General features: G+C 63.0%; 10 protein-coding genes. 2 read left to right on the top strand and 8 right to left on the bottom strand.

The genetic code is table 11. The annotated features are described in order from the left end of the window. Window positions 1–53 precede the first annotated feature (53 nt). The 4 genes from bamA to lysS form a co-directional block, all read right to left on the bottom strand. Window positions 54–2,750 carry an outer membrane protein assembly factor BamA gene (bamA, locus tag ACYQ00_RS06940; protein ID WP_460031409.1) on the bottom strand — a complete coding sequence of 899 codons (2,697 nt, stop codon included), beginning with the start codon at window positions 2,748–2,750 and terminating at the stop codon, window positions 54–56. Then, complete coding sequence (locus ACYQ00_RS06945; RefSeq protein ID WP_460031410.1) at window positions 2,734–3,411, bottom strand: ABC transporter ATP-binding protein; 678 nt, start codon at window positions 3,409–3,411, stop codon at window positions 2,734–2,736. Before ACYQ00_RS06945 ends, bamA begins: the two co-directional genes overlap by 17 nt. Window positions 3,412–3,504: 93 nt before the next feature. Next, complete coding sequence (locus tag ACYQ00_RS06950; protein ID WP_460031411.1) at window positions 3,505–4,737, bottom strand: lipoprotein-releasing ABC transporter permease subunit; 1,233 nt, start codon at window positions 4,735–4,737, stop codon at window positions 3,505–3,507. A gap of 66 nt (window positions 4,738–4,803) precedes the next feature. Further along, window positions 4,804–6,315, bottom strand: coding sequence for a lysine--tRNA ligase (gene lysS, locus ACYQ00_RS06955; protein ID WP_460032488.1), 1,512 nt, complete (start codon window positions 6,313–6,315; stop codon window positions 4,804–4,806). Window positions 6,316–6,734: 419 nt separating this feature from the next. On the opposite strand from lysS, the gene ACYQ00_RS06960 reads away from it, so the two are divergent. Then, window positions 6,735–7,577, top strand: a complete 843-nt coding sequence (locus ACYQ00_RS06960) for a hypothetical protein (RefSeq protein WP_460031412.1) — start codon at window positions 6,735–6,737, stop codon at window positions 7,575–7,577. Beyond that, window positions 7,574–8,425 carry a hypothetical protein gene (locus ACYQ00_RS06965; RefSeq protein ID WP_460031413.1) on the top strand — a complete coding sequence of 284 codons (852 nt, stop codon included), beginning with the start codon at window positions 7,574–7,576 and terminating at the stop codon, window positions 8,423–8,425. Before ACYQ00_RS06960 ends, ACYQ00_RS06965 begins: the two co-directional genes overlap by 4 nt. A 7-nt stretch (window positions 8,426–8,432) precedes the next feature. Here ACYQ00_RS06965 and mltG read toward each other — a convergent pair whose 3' ends face one another. From mltG to ACYQ00_RS06985, 4 genes are all read right to left on the bottom strand, one after another. After that, window positions 8,433–9,458 carry an endolytic transglycosylase MltG gene (mltG, locus tag ACYQ00_RS06970; protein WP_460031414.1) on the bottom strand — a complete coding sequence of 342 codons (1,026 nt, stop codon included), beginning with the start codon at window positions 9,456–9,458 and terminating at the stop codon, window positions 8,433–8,435. A 3-nt stretch (window positions 9,459–9,461) separates the two neighbouring features. Next, on the bottom strand, window positions 9,462–9,926 hold the full coding sequence (gene ruvX, locus ACYQ00_RS06975; protein ID WP_460031415.1) for a Holliday junction resolvase RuvX: 465 nt from the start codon (window positions 9,924–9,926) through the stop codon (window positions 9,462–9,464). A gap of 38 nt (window positions 9,927–9,964) precedes the next feature. Continuing rightward, on the bottom strand, window positions 9,965–11,128 hold the full coding sequence (locus ACYQ00_RS06980) for a pyridoxal-phosphate-dependent aminotransferase family protein (protein ID WP_460031416.1): 1,164 nt from the start codon (window positions 11,126–11,128) through the stop codon (window positions 9,965–9,967). 72 nt (window positions 11,129–11,200) lie between these two features. Further along, window positions 11,201–14,797, bottom strand: a complete 3,597-nt coding sequence (locus ACYQ00_RS06985; protein WP_460031417.1) for an FAD-binding and (Fe-S)-binding domain-containing protein — start codon at window positions 14,795–14,797, stop codon at window positions 11,201–11,203. Window positions 14,798–14,889: the final 92 nt, after the last annotated feature.

The following is a 14,889-nucleotide window of genomic DNA, read 5'->3' on the forward strand; positions in this document are numbered from 1 at the left end:
AAAAAAGGCCGGGCGAGAGTATCGCCCGGCCTCGAACTCGGAAGAGGGACCCGTTAGAAGTTTTGCCCCATGGAGAATTCCACACGGTATTTGTCGCCCTGTTCGGGGATGGTATCCAAGGCGTAGCCGTATTCCACACGCAGGGGGCCAAAGGGAGAGAACCACCGCAACCCGGCGCCCACACTCTTTTTGAGGGAGAGGTCCACGGAATCGCCATTGCCCCAGGAATCGCCGATATCGAAGAAGGTCACGCCCTGGAGGCCGAACTCCTGATACAGGGGGAAGAGGTATTCGAAGTTGGCAAAGGCCATTTTGTCACCGCCAACCACGTCGCGGTAGATGCCTTCACGCGGGGAGACCTGCAGTTCCTCGTACCCGCGCAGGGAGTTCATGCCGCCCAGGTAGAAGCGTTCGAACACTGGCACGTCGTCTTCCAGCGGCGTGATGATGCCAGCCTGGGTGTGGAAGTGGAAGATGTGTTCCTTGCCCCAGGGCATGGTGTAGAAGAGGTGATAGTCGGCCACAGCCTTGACAAAGTCGTCATCGCCACCAAGGGGCCCGCCACCCAGAGACAGCGTGATGGAGGCCTTGCTGCCTTCGCTGGGGTTTTGTTCGCGGTTGGTGGTGTTGCGCACGGCGCCCAGGGTGACCACGCTGGCCCAGTGGGTGCCCACTTCCTTCTGCAGGTCAGAGGAGGACCACCAGGAGACCCCATCGATTTCATACTGCTCAAGGCCGTACGACACGTTCATGACGGTGTGGTAGCCGATGGGGTGGGCGAACTTCATGACCGCGCCCACGGATTCCTTGTCAAAGTCCGTGTATTCCTGGTCGTTGTAGTAGGCGTTGACGCTGAAGAGCAGCTGGCTGTCCCACACGCGGGGGTTGGTGAAGGTGGCGTCGAAGCGGGTGGCCTTGCCGCTGAACGAACCGGAGAAGCCCAGGAAGTACCCGCTGCCGAACAGGTTCTTTTCGGTGATCTTGGCCGAGACAAAGGCGCCGCCAAAGGAGCCGTAACCGACGCCGCCAGCCAGGGTGCCCGTGGATTTTTCCTTGACGCGGACCTTGAGGTCCAGCTCCTTGGGGTCTTCGGTGGGCACAGTTTCGATGTCGTAGGATTCGAAGAGATCCAGGCGCTTGAGGTTTTCCTTGGAGGCCTGGAGCTTGCCGCCGTGAAACTCGTCGCCATCGGCGAGCATGATTTCACGACGAACAACGTTGTCACGGGTCTTGTCATTGCCTTCGATAATGACGCGGCGCAGCGTGACTTTCTGGTTCTTGAGCATGGAGAAGTTCACGTTGATGGCGGATTTGTCCTCCGTCTTCATGAACTTCACATCCGTTTCGGCAAAGGCGTAGCCGAAGTTGTTGTAGAAGTTGGTCAGCCGTTTGGCGTCTTCCCGCAGCACTTCACGGGAGAACCAGTCGCCATTCTTGGCCATGTCGTCCAGCTTGACGATGTGCTCAAGCTCTGCTTCCGGGGCCAGCATGTCACCCTCAAAGGTGATGGCGCCGACCTTGTAGCGCGCGCCCTCTTCCACGGTGTAAGTGACGACGATGCCTTCCTCGGTGTAGTCGACCTTGGCCGGGGAGACCTTGGCGTCCATGAAGCCGTGGTTGGCGTAATAGTCTTCGATGACGGCGGCGTCGCGGTCCAGGAGTTCTTCCTTGAGGACACCGCTGCCGGTAAGCCAGGAAATGAAGCCGCGCTCGTGCAGGGCCATCTGGTCCTTCAGCTCGGATTCGCTGAAGGTGGTGGCGCCTTCGACAGTGATTTTGCTCACGTAGAGCTTTTTGGCTTCCTTGACCTCAATGTTCAGGCGGGCCTGGGCATTGCCGGTCTGCTCCAGCTGGTAGTCCACCTGGGCCAGATAGTAGCCCTTGCCGCGGTACAGCTCGCGGATTTTCTGGAGGTCTTCGGACAGGACTTTGAGGTTAAGGACGCTGCCGGCCTTGGTGGCCATGGCCTCGATGATGTCGTCCTCATCAATGGCGCTGTTGCCGAGGACGCCAATGGCCTGGATGCGGGGCTTTTCCTTGACGTCAAAGATCAGCACCTTGCCGCCGCCGCCATCTTCCACGGAAACCTTGACGTCATCAAAGTAGCCCAGGTCGAACACGCGCTTGAGCTCTTCGTTGATTTTGGTGGGGTCATACGGGTCGCCCTTCTGGACGCCCAGGCGCATGAGCACCACATCGTCGTCAAGATAAGCCAGGCCGCGGACCTTGATGTCCGCGATATTGGAGGCTTTGGCCAACTCGGAGCGCACACGCATGCTCAGTTCGCCCACGGCCTGGGTCACATTGGTGAGCCCCTTTTTGCTGACGAAGAGCGGCCGGGCGGGTTCCTGACCAAAGGCTTCCACCAGCCGGGCGTCCAGGCTGATGGATTCGCCCGCCTGGCTGAAGCTGCCATAAATGGCGTAGTTGGCCTTGGTGAGCACGGCCAGTTCGCGGGCCGTTTTCAGGTCCAGAAATTTCACGCCGCGGTCGGCGATGTGACGCTTGAGAGCGGACTCCTCCACCACAGTGAAGCCGGCTTGCCGCAGCTGCTCGGCCACCATTTTGGGCAAGTCCTGATTGAGGCGGGACAAGGACGGCTCGGCGTTCACCTCAAAGGGCAGCACGGCAATGGTGATGTTCTTGTTGTCCGAGGCTTGCGCCCAGGCTGGGCAGGCTTGCACAAGCAAGGCAAGGCACAATGCCGGGGCCAATGACAGCCAGGCGGACCAATCAAATCGCACGCGCATAGAGTTCTCCAGAAGACAGTTCCAGTTGCCGGTGCATCATGCGGGCGAGGCAGTGGTTGTGCGTCACCACCACCAGGGCCATGCCCCGTTCCTCGTTGAGCTCCTTCAAAAGCTGCCCCACCATAGCCCCGGTTTTTTCATCCAGGTTTCCGGTGGGCTCATCGGCCAGGAGCGCCTTGGGGGAGAGCAGGATGGCGCGGGCGATGGCCACGCGTTGCTGCTCGCCGCCGGAAAGGGTGGTGACGCGATGATGTGTCCTCGCGCCCAACCCCATGCGTTCCAGCGCCGCGGCCGCCAGCTCCTTGGCTTCCGCCAAAGGCAATCCGGCGACCAGACCCGGCATGGCCACATTTTCGAGGGTGCTGAACTCAGGCAACAAGTGATGGAATTGGAACACAAAACCCAGTTCGCGATTGCGTAATGCCGCCAGACGCGGCGGGTCCAGTGTTCCCATATCCGTCCCCTGAAAGCGCACAACGCCATGCGTTGGACGGTCCAATCCGCCCATCAGATACAATAGCGTTGTTTTGCCCGAGCCGGAGGCCCCCAGAATGGCCACGGACTCCCCCTCTTCGACCCTCAGGCTCACGGCGTTGAATACCGTCAGCCCGTCCCCAGGGCCCGGGAAAGTCCGGCCGACCTCACAGAGCTCATACAACATTCGGCTTGCTCTCCAATAGCTTGAAATTGGGACGCTGGGAACAGATTTTTTGCGTCACCAAAAATCTAGACATTCTCTGACCCTAGCACTGCCCTACTCGAAACGCAAGGCATCCACAGGATTAAGCCGGGCCGCCTTGCGCGAGGGGTACACCGTGGCCAGAAAGCAAAGAACCAGGGACACCACGGCAATGGCTGTCAGATCCATGGGATCCAGCAGCACGGGCAGGTGGTCCATGGGGTAGACGTCCTCGGGCAACTTGATGAATTGATAACGCTTGAGCAGCAGGCTCACGGTCAGTCCCAGGGCAAAACCGCCGCCCGTGCCGGCCAGGCCGATGATCATCCCCAGCCAGACGAAAATGCGGCGGATGCCGGCCTGAGATGCCCCCATGGACATGAGCACGGCAATGTCACGCGTCTTGTCCATGACCAGCATGACCAGGGTGGTGACGATGGAAAAGGAGCCCACCAGGACAATCATGGCCAGCACCACGGCCATGGCTGTTTTTTCAAGCTTTAACGCCGCAAAAAGGTTGGCGTTCATCTCGATCCAATGGCGGATGTACAGCGGCGTGGGCAACAGCTTGCGGATGTGCTGGCTGATCTGGTCCGCCCGGTCCACGTTATCCACCTTCAGTTCCAGCCCCGTGGCCTGCACCTCGGCGAACCCCAGCAGATCCTTGGCGGCGTTCAGGGAAATGTACACCAGGGAGCTGTCGTATTCAAACATGCCGGTCTTGAAGAGACCGATCACGCGGAAGAGCATCACCTTGGGCGCATGGCCTGCGGCGCTGCGCTTGCCCGTGGGGGAGAGCAGGTTCACCGTGTCGCCCACGGTAACCCGCAGCCGGTCCGCCAGCTCCCTGCCCATGATGATGCCAGGGCGGCCCTGCCAGTCCATGGCCAGCCCGGCCAGCTTGGCCCCGGCGCGGATATCCTTGTCCAGATTAAGCACCGTGGCTGCGGACTCGGGATCCACCGCCCGCAGGACCACGCCCTTGACCCCGTGGGGCGAGGACATCATCAGCTCGGAATAGACAAACGGCGTGGAGGCCACCACGCCGGGCATTTCCGACAGCAGGGCCTGGGCTTCCTTGTAGTCCGGGATGCGACCCTCCGTGGAGAGCACCACGGCGTGCGCGTTGACGCCGAGCATCTTATCCCGCAGCTCGGTGGAAAAGCCGTTCATGACCCCCAGAACCACAATAAGCGAGCCCACGCCAAGGGCCACGCCGATGATGGCGACCAGGGAAATGACGGAAATAAATGACTGTTTCGGACGGGCGCGCAGATACCGCAGGGCGATGAACAGCTCGTACGACATGGTGTCCTTGGAAGGTCCCCCGGCTGGTTCCGGGGAGGAGCCAAAGGTTCCAGAGGCCGGGCGGCGCTATCCCTCCGCCTCGGGTCTGAGCAGGGGGAAGAGAATGACCTCGCGGATGGAAGGCGAATCGGTCAGCAGCATGGCCAGCCGGTCAATGCCCACTCCCTGGCCGGCCGCGGGGGGCATGCCGTATTCCAGGGCGCGCAGGTAGTCCTCGTCCAGGGGCATGGCCTCGTCGTCGCCGGCGGCCTTTTCGGCCACCTGCTCGGCAAAGCGCTGCCGCTGGTCCATGGGGTCGTTCAGTTCGGAGAAGGCATTGGCCATTTCCCGACCGGTGATGAACAATTCGTAGCGGTCCGTGATGGTCGGATCGGCTTCGTTCTTGCGGGAAAGCGGGGAAATATCAGTGGGATATCCGTAAATAAAGTGCGGCTGGATCAGCTTGGGCTCCACGCCCAGGTCAAAAAGCTTGGCCTGCAGTTTGGCCAGCTTCTCACCCTCAATGACCTTTTCCCCCCGCTCGCGGATAAAGGACTTGAGCTTGCTGTAATCGGTATACAATTCAGGCGAGTAGCCGCCCACCTGCTCCAGGGATTCGTAGAAGGAGAGCCGCTTCCAGGCCCCGGGGGTGAGGTCCACCTCCTGCCCCTGATAGGTGACCACGGTGGAGCCGGTGACGGCCCTGGCCACGCGGGCGAACATCTCCTCGGTCAGGTCCATGAGCATCCGGTAGTCGGCATAGGCCCAGTAAAACTCCAGCATGGTGAATTCCGGATTGTGCTGGGTGGAGATGCCTTCGTTGCGGAAGTTGCGGTTGATCTCATAGACCCGCTCAAAGCCGCCGACGAGCAGCCGCTTGAGGTACAGCTCCGGCGCAATGCGCAGAAAGAGCTGCATGTCCAGGGCGTTATGATGCGTTACAAAGGGCTTGGCCGTGGCCCCGCCGGCGATGGCCTGCATCATGGGCGTTTCCACTTCCAAAAAGCCACGTTCATCAAGGAAGCGCCGAAGTTCCTTGACGATTCTGGTGCGGGCCTGGAAGATTTCCCGGGTGCGTTCGGTAACGATCAGGTCCACGTAGCGCTGGCGGTAGCGGATCTCCACGTCCTTGAGACCATGGTACTTTTCCGGCAGCGGGCGGAAGCTCTTGGTGACCAGGCTGATGGTCGTGGCGTCCAGGGTCAGTTCGCCGGTTTTGGTCCGGAAGAGCCTGCCCTCGACGCCGACGATATCGCCAATGTCGAACTTCTTGAAAAGATTGTAGGCATCCTGGCCCATGACGTCACGCTGGGCGCAGATCTGCAGCTTGCCTGTGGCATCCAGCAGGTGGAAAAAGGCCAGCTTGCCAAAGGAGCGCAGGCCCACGATGCGGCCGGCCAGGGTGAAGGTCTCCTCCACCTGGGCCAGGGCGTCGGCATCCTGCTCGCCGAACCGGGCCTCCACGTCCCGCACTTCCATGTTTTTGCGGAAGCTGTTGGGAAACAGGGCCGACCCCTCGTCCATCAGGGTGCAGGCCTTGGCCACGCGGTTTTTGATGACTTCATTCAGCTCGCCGCGAGCCTCCAGGCTCTGGAGCATGGGCTGAAAGTCTTCGACATGCGGGGACTTGACCGGCAACTTGACCGGCTTGGGAGCCTTGGCAGGCTTTGGGGGCGTGGTGGGATGATGGGACACTGGGAAATGCTCTCCGGAATCGTGGCGAAGGCTGGGAAGCTACGAAAAAGCGCCGGATGCGTCAAGTCGGGGTTTGCCTGCAGGGGAGAAAAGTTCGTGTTGATTTGATACGGTGTGAGCCAGGATACGCCGGTGGAGCAGTATTGACAACTCAAAGTGCTTTTTTAGCACCCCCCCGTCGTGCTGGGCGAGGTGTTGCTGTTGACTGATATAAATGAGTGGTATTAAGTTTGGAACACGTTGAAAACACGTGAAACTGTGAGGAGCGCAGGTGGCAGTTCTTGCTGGTTTCGAATATGATATCAAATTATTGTGACTCAGGTATGGGAGTGATTCTCTCGCTGCTCCTGCCGCTTCTGCTGCTTCCGGGTATTGCGCATGCCGGGGTGCGGTACGCCATCACCTGCCAGGACATCCAGGTGCTGTGGGAGGAACCCGCCACGCAGGGCGAGGGGGTGATGCTCCAGCTCACGATTCCCGCGGCCAAGGCGTTTGAGACGTTCACTACAGTGCAAGGGAACGAGGACATTTCCCTGGTGCTCCAGGACGTAACCCTCAGCCGGCTGCAGCTGCTCGCTCCCGAGCATGCCGGGCGGGTTTGGCTGCATGCCGGACGCGAGGGAGGGGCGCAGTTGGCTCGGACCCTGTGCCCGGACAAACTGAAGCCCATCGAATCCATGGAGCGCGATCTCTCGCGTCCCCTTGCCCCGTTGCCGGAATCCATCAGCCCGACATTCCCCATTGCCTGCGACGACGTGCAACGCATGGAGTTGGGCCGCCTGGAAGACGTGTTGTGGAAGGAGGAATCCCTGGAGGGCGCGCTGTATCAGCTGGAAATCGTGCTGACCGCTGCCACCGCGGATCGGCTGGCGGATTATATTGTCTCGGTGGAGCCGGTGTATTTTCTGTGGGGCGACTTGGTGGTGCATACGCGACACGTCGAACTGCTGGCACAGGGAATGCGGGTGCGCAGCGAGGCCCCGCTCCAGGATGCCTTTGCGCGTCCGCGCCGGGCGATGCTCCTCCTCTGGCGAACCCTTCCCGCCGCCCTGGCCGCCGCCAGGGCCATCTGCCCGGAAAAAGTCCCGCGCGAACTGCGGGTGCTCGATCAAACAGGGCAGGAGCAGGGGAGGGAGGCGTTGCCGGTTTCAGGAGTGGAGCAATGAGTCGGGCATGGCTGGGCGCGTGCGTTTTTTTCCTGGTCATCGTCTGTTCTCCGACGCGCCCGGTCTGGGGGGAGGCGTTGGAGACAGGGGGGACGGCCCTCGCGATTTCCTGCAGCAACGTCCAACAAATCCGCCTCTATTCCGTCAGTCGGGACTGGACGGTGGCCATCCTGATGAACGCCCCTGGCGCTGCGGCGCTTCGGGAGATAACCCGCCAGTTCCTGAACCGTGAGCTGCGGATTCTGGCTGGTGGCGAAGAGATGGTGCGCGAGGTGGTGCATGCGCCCCTGGAGCATGGGCTGCTGGTGTTCTGGGAGCCGACCCGCGAGGAAGCCACGCGGAAGGTGGAGCGGATTTGCCCGGAACGGCTTGCGCCGCCGTCCGCCCACGCTATTCCCTATCCCCCGGCGCATCCGGAACGCGTCGAGTCCCCGACCTTCGAGATCGACTGCGGCCTGGTGGCGTCCATGCAACTGCTTCGGGACCGGGATTTCCACTGGCGCGACCGCTCCCTCGACGGCCATGTCTATTATCTGGCGGTCACGCTGCATCCGGATGCGGGCCGGGTCTTCGGGCGGTTCGTACAGGCCCAGCCGGAACGCAGGGTTGGCGAGGGGCCAGGGGCCGTCACCAGACAGCACGTGCAGCTTGCCGCCCGGGGCCAGCGCATTTGCAGCGACCTGCCGGCACTGGATGGGCTCGACGAGACCGGCGCCGTTCTCTCCTGGCGAACCCTCCCCGCCGCCCTGGCCGCTGCCAACACAATCTGCCCGGAAAAAGCGCCCATCACCATGCGCGTGCCGCGGACGTTCGGGATGGAGGAAGTGCCGCTGCCGGGCGGAGAGTAATCTCTCCCTACTGCCGCAACTGGTACTTCCGCACGGCTCTGTTGTGTTCTTCCAGGCTCTTGGAGAAGGCGTGGGTGCCGTTGCCCATGGAGACGAAGTAGAGGTAGTCGTGCTCTTCGGGGTGCAGGGCGGCCTTGATGGCCTCCAGGCCGGGGGAGCAGATGGGGCCGGGGGGCAGGCCAGGGCGCTGGTAGGTGTTGTAGGGGTTGTCGGCGTCGTTCAGGTGGCTGCGCTTCAGGTTGCCGTCAAAAGACGTGCCCAGGCCGTAGATGGTGGTCGGGTCGCACTGCAGCAGCATGTTGCGGGCCAGGCGTCTGGTGTACACGCCGGCCACCCGGGCCCGCTCCTCGGGCACGCCGGTTTCCTTTTCCACCAGCGAGGCCAGGGTCACCAGCCGGGCCAGCTCCTTGGCGTCGGGCTCGCCGCCGGGGCGGGTGGTCCAGAGTCTGGCGGTCTTTTCCCAGAAGGTCTTCAGCAGCAGTTCCACGATAAAGCGGGCGTCCTGCCGGCCGGGGCGCTTGAGCAGGTAGGTTTCCGGAAAGAGGAAGCCTTCGGCATTTTCAAATGGAATCCGATACTTGTGTAGCAGCTCGGTGTCATGCACCAGGGCCTTGATGTCCGTGGCGTTGGCGAAGCCCTGCTCCTCGATGACCTGGGCCGTCTCCCACCAGGTCAGCCCCTCGCGGATGGAGAGGCGGTACAGGATGGGCTTGCCCGTGGCCAGGGTCTCCAGGATTTGCTCCGGCGTCCAGCCTGTGGAAAGCTGGAAGTCCCCGGCCTGGATGGAACCCAGGCGCTTTTCCCACTTGCCCAGGAAGATGAAATGCCGGGCGCTGGTGATCAGCCCTTCAGCCTCCAGGCTCCGGGCCACCTGATCGAAGGTCTGGCCCTGATCCACGGTAAAGACCACCTCGCGGCCGGGTGTTTCCGGCGCGGTCTTCAGGAAAAGCTGGGCCTTGACGTAAATGAGTCCCGCCAGCCCGAGGGTGACGAGGAGGAGCACGGCCACGAGGGAGAGGAGAATTCTACGCATGAATCAGGCGATCTCGTCGCGGGCTGGCGGTGAAGGCGCTGGCGTGCGCCCGAGGGAGTCCAGATGCCGCTGCAACAGGTGCGCGGCGGCGTGTTGGTCCAGCACCTTGCGGCGGTCCCGGCCGTTCATGTGGGGCAGATCGGCCAGGTCATCCCGGGCGGCGCACGAGGTCAGGGTTTCATCCACCGTGGTCACGGGCACGGCCAGACGGCGGGTCAGCCGTTTGACGAAGTTGCGGGCCTGCCGCAGGCTCAGGGGTTCCTGGCCCTCGGCGTCCGGCGGATGCAGGGGCAGACCCACCACCACCTGCTCCACACCGTGCTCGATCACCAGGGCGGCAATCTCGTCCGCAACCTGCTGTTGCGAACGATTGTACAGGGTTTTGAATGGAAAGACCAGCCGCGCGTCCGGGTCGGAAATGGCCAGCCCCACCCGCTCGGTGCCGTAATCTATGCCCAGATGCTTCATGCGGCGGCTCGTTCCGATGGTTCATTCCAAAAGACGCCTCAGCCCGCGTACGGGGCCAGCACCTCGCCCAGATCCCGCAGGAAGGCTGCCAGCATGGCCTCGGTGATGTCGCCCATGTGGCCCACGCGGAACACCGGCGGCGCACCGGCGGCCTCCAGGGCGGTGTTCATCTTCATGTACCCGGTATCAAAAAGATAGCCCCTGGCGCGCATGGTTTCCTTCACGGCCTTCAACTCCGCGGCGCTCAGGCGGGCCGGACACTGCACGGCCGTGGCCGTGGGGGAGCGGAAGCCTTCCTGGGCAAAGAGGGAGAAGCCGGGCAGGCCGGCCACAAAGGCGTGGGTCATGTCCCGCAGGCGGCGGTGCCGCTCGAACCGCGCCTGCGGCCCCTCCACCTCAAGAATGTACCGCAGCTGCACGGCCAGCTGGTTGGCCAGGGCCGTGTTGGGGGTGGAGAGCGTCTGCTGCTTGCCCGCCCGCTCCAGGTGGCGGACGATGTCCGTCACATAGCCTTTGTGGGTGATCTGCTTGGATTTTTCCACAGCCTCGTCGGTGATGAAGGCCATGCCCAGGCCGGCGGGCAGGGCCAGGCTCTTCTGGGTGGCCGTGGCGTAGCCGGCGCAACCCATGGCCCGCAGATCCACCTCGGTGCCGCCGAACACGGAGACGCCGTCGATGAGGGGCAGGGCGCCATGACGGCGGACCAGGGCGCAGAAGTCGGCCAGATTGTCGTGACAGACGCCGGTGGAGGTCTCGTTGTGGGTCATGGTGACCACGGCGGGGCGTTCGGCTTTGAGGGCCTCTTCCACCAGGGCCAGATCCATGGCCCGGCCGGGCGCGATCCTGCGCTGCACGGCGCGTTTGCCGTTGAAGGCCGCGGTGTTGTGAAAGAGATCCCCGAACGCGCCCACGGAAATATTGAGCACCACCTCATCATCGGCCACCAGGGAGCGGACGAGGGTTTCCAGGGCGTTGGAACCGGAGCCGGGAATGAGCGCCAGATGCACGCCGTCATCGGCAGGCGAATCCGTCAGCCCGGCCAGGGTGCGCAGGCCGCGGAAGATGATGTCAAAGCGGAGATTGGCCTCCGAGTCGCGGTGGCCGAATTCCGGCAGGGCGGCTGCCTGACGGATTTCGGGCCGGATGTACGTCGGGCCGGTGATGAACAGGGTGAGGTCGTGGGTGAGATCGGGGCAGTCCATGGATCCTCCGCAGCGCAGGAAAAGGGAAAGCCGGGGCGGAGACTCGCCGCCCCGGCGTGATGTTTGAGGCAGTTACTTGTCCGCCGCCACCACCCGGCGCACGCCGCCGGCGCGGGGAATGGCCTTGGCCACGGCCTTGCGGAAGCGCTTGCTCCAGCGCGGGCCGTGCAGCCGTTCAGCCAGATACTCCAGGGAGTGCAGCACGGGGTGCCCGTCCTGCAGGCCCAGCAGCGAGCGCGTGATGCCCACCTTGCAGGAGGGGCAGCCGACGATGATGGGCCGGTCCGCAGGGTAGGCGGCCAGATCCTTGGTCAGCTGTTCCTGTTTGCGGCTGCGGATGCGGTTATAGATGTCCGGCGAGGTCAGCGCGCCCATGCCGGATTCGCCGCAGCATCCAGGAGAAACAGCCACCTGCGCGCCGGTGAGCCGGGCCAGTCCCTGGCGGTAGGCCTCGGTGGCCTTGGGGCCCTTGATGCCAGTCCATTCCGCGTGGCAGGCGCCGTGGTACAGCAACTGCCCGGCGCCGGTTTTCGGCAGCTTGTCCGGCGAGATGCGATCCAGCAGGAACTGGGTGATGTCCTGATGGGCCAGCTTGCGGTTGAGCATGGTTTCTAGCTGATATCGGGAGAGGCCGTCCCGGCAGGAGCCGCAGGAGGTGAGCAGGTGCGTCACGTGCAGACCCTCGGTGGCGGCTTCCTCCAGGAGTTTCTTGATGGCGTAGATGTTGCGCGCCTGATTGGTGGTGAAGGCCTCCTCGCAGCCACTGACCAGGAGCGGATAGCCGCAGCAGAGGTGCTCGCGCGGGACGACCACGGCGTAGCCGGCTTCCAGCAGCAACATGATGCCGGCCAGGCCGATGGAGCGATAGAACAGCGAGGCCCCGCAGCCCGGGAAGTACAACACCGTGGGCAGGCCGTCCTCGGGCTTCTCCAGGGGGGTGGCCGGCAGGGCCGCGCCCGAGGGGATGAAGAACGGGCCGCGGTCCAGCTGCAGGGCCTGCAGCAGGTTGTTCACGCCCAGCTGCGGGCCGGGGCCGGAGAAGAGCGGGTTGTCGATTTTACGCCGCCAGGAGGGCGGGATGAGCCGCACCAGCTGGCTCTGGGCCGTGCCGCCAATGGCCGCCAGCCGGGCGGCCTTGGGCACGCGCCGGGCCGGGGCGCCAGCCAGCCAGCCGAGCACGGCGTGCTTGATGGGATGCCCGCCGGCGTGTTTGTCTTCCAGAAAGGCCCGCAGGGAGAGCACCACGCCGGGGGTGTCGATTTTCACGGGGCAGGTGGCCGTACATTTGCCGCAGGCCGTGCAGTGCTCCATGAGCCGGCGCAGTTCGTCCAGGAGAGATTTGTCCGGCTCGCCCTTGTTCACCTGGGTGTAGTAGATGGCCTCCACCAGCGCGCCCAGGGTGATGAACTTGTTGCGCGGATGGTAGATGAGCGAGCGCTGGGGCTGGAACATGGCGCAGACCTGCTTGCACTTGCCGCAGCGGGTGCAGGTCTGGATGCTTTGCAGCAGCCGGATCAGGCGTTCCTTTTCCGGCAGGCCGCTCTGGCGGATGTCCTGGATGAGGCGGTTGAAGGAGAAGGTATAGGGCGTGACCGGCAGGGCCCGCTGGGTGAGCTTGCCGGTGTTCAGGACGTTGTTGGGGTCCACTTCCTTTTTGTATTTCTTGAGCGCGGCAATCTTGTCATCGGAAATGAAGCCGATCTTGGTGATGCCGATGCCATGCTCGCCGGAGATCTGGCCCTTGAACTCCAGCACCTGCTTCATGACCGTGGCCGCGGCCTCCTCGGCCTGGTGGAGCATCTCGGGATCATTGGAGTTGACCGGGATGTTCACATGGCAGTTGCCGTCGCCGGCGTGCATGTGGCTGGCCACGATGAGCCGGGTTTTGAGCATGTTCTGATGGATTTCGGCGATTTTTTCCGCCTCGGCCGGGTAGCGGCTGGCCAGATCGCGGAAAAAGAAGGAAATCTGTACTTCCAGTTCCTGGTCGTTCAGCTCGGCCAGGGTGATCTCCTTTTTGAGGATTCGCTGGCAGAAGCCGCGCTCCATGGCGATGAATTCGTCATCCATGAGCACACCTTCCAGCCGGCCCACCTCGCCCAGGGCCCTGCGGTAGGCCTTGGCCAGATAGATCAGGTTCAGCCCTTCCAGAAAGTCCGAAAAGGCCGGGATGACCTCGGTGGGGATGACCACGTCCTCGTTGATTTTGAAGCCGGAGGTCCGCTTGGAGATGGCCGAGAGCTTGTGCCGGTCTTCCCAGAAGTGTTCGGCTTCCTTGGCGTCTTTGGCAATGAAGACGTCCATGTTGTCCCGGCGGTCCACCATGGAGGCGATTTCCGCCGTGGCTTTGTCCAGGGCTCCGGCATCGTTGCTGTTCAGCTCCACGATGAGCACGGAGATGGGGTCGCCTTCGTAGGTGGCGGATTTTTTTTGGTATTCAATGGCCTGGACGTATTTGATGCCAAACTCTTCCAGGGCGCTCATCTTGACCAGGTCGCCCTCTTCACGGATGCGGCCGCGCAGGGCCACCAGCTCGGTGACCACTTCCATGGCGTGGTGCATGCTACGGCCGAAGAACTCCAGGACAATGACGCGGGATTCCTTGAGAATATCATAGCAGATGAAGCAGGCCTCGGTGATGATGCCGTCCACGCCTTCCTTCTGCACACCGGGCAGGCCGCCGAGGTATTTGTTGGTCACGTCCTTGCCGAGGTTCTCGCCGCGGATCTGGTCCCCGGGCAGGGAGATGGTCTCCCGGACCTGGCCGTTTTCTCCAAGGATTTCAAAGACGGCTGTTTCCTCGGGCAGAATCTTGTGCCGGGGATGGTCCACACGGCGGACCTCGATGAGGTCCCCGGTGGGGGTAACCATCTTGTACGACAGGATATTATCCAGGGTGGTGCCGTATTCGAAGGCAAACGGCCCGCCGGAGTTTTCGGAAATGTTCCCGCCAATGGACGAGGCCGCCTTGGAGGCCGGGTCCACGGTGAAGAGCAGGCCTTTTTTGGCTGCGGCCTGGATGGCCTGCAGGGTGATGACCCCGGCCTGGCAGCAGAGGATCTTCTTTTCGGCGTCGATGTCGAGAATGTCCTTGCACTTGGCCATGGAGAGGATGATGGAGCGCTGGTGCGCCGGGATGGCTCCGCCGGTGAGCCCGGAGCCGCCGCCGCGCGGGACGATGACAAAATCCATCTCATTGGCCAGCCTGACGATGGCCTGGATCTGCGCCGTGGTCTTGGGGGTGATGACCAGCAAGGGCAGGTTCATGCGCAGGTCGGTGGAGTCCGTGCTGCTCTCCACCAGGGTGGAGGGGCGGGCGTCCACGCTGTCGGCGTCGAGCATGGCCGAAAGCCGGCGGGCCAGCTCCTTCTTGAAGCGCTGGTCGTCCTCGAATTCCTTCCAAAACCGCTTGATGGCCTTGGAGAGCACGCCGGCGTATTCCCGGGACAGGGAAGGCCGCTCGCGCCGGAACTTGGCCTTTACGCTTTCGATCACCTGGCGCGGGTCGATGAACGGGTTGTACCGGACCAGAAACATCTCCTGGGCCAGGGCCAGGGCCAGATCGCGCACGGCTTCAGGCCAGGCGGCGAACTCGCCGGGGGGGAGCCCCAGCACGCGGGAGACGATGTGTTCGGGAGGCAGGGAAATGTGTGGGCCTTTCTGCATCATGGGGGGCCTCGCAAGGCGGAGAGCGCCGGCTGGGCCGGGCTGTCCTGAGGGGGGAAAAGGGGAAATACTTAATGACCCAGAGCCGGCTTGGC

This window comes from Megalodesulfovibrio paquesii, from assembly GCF_054653055.1.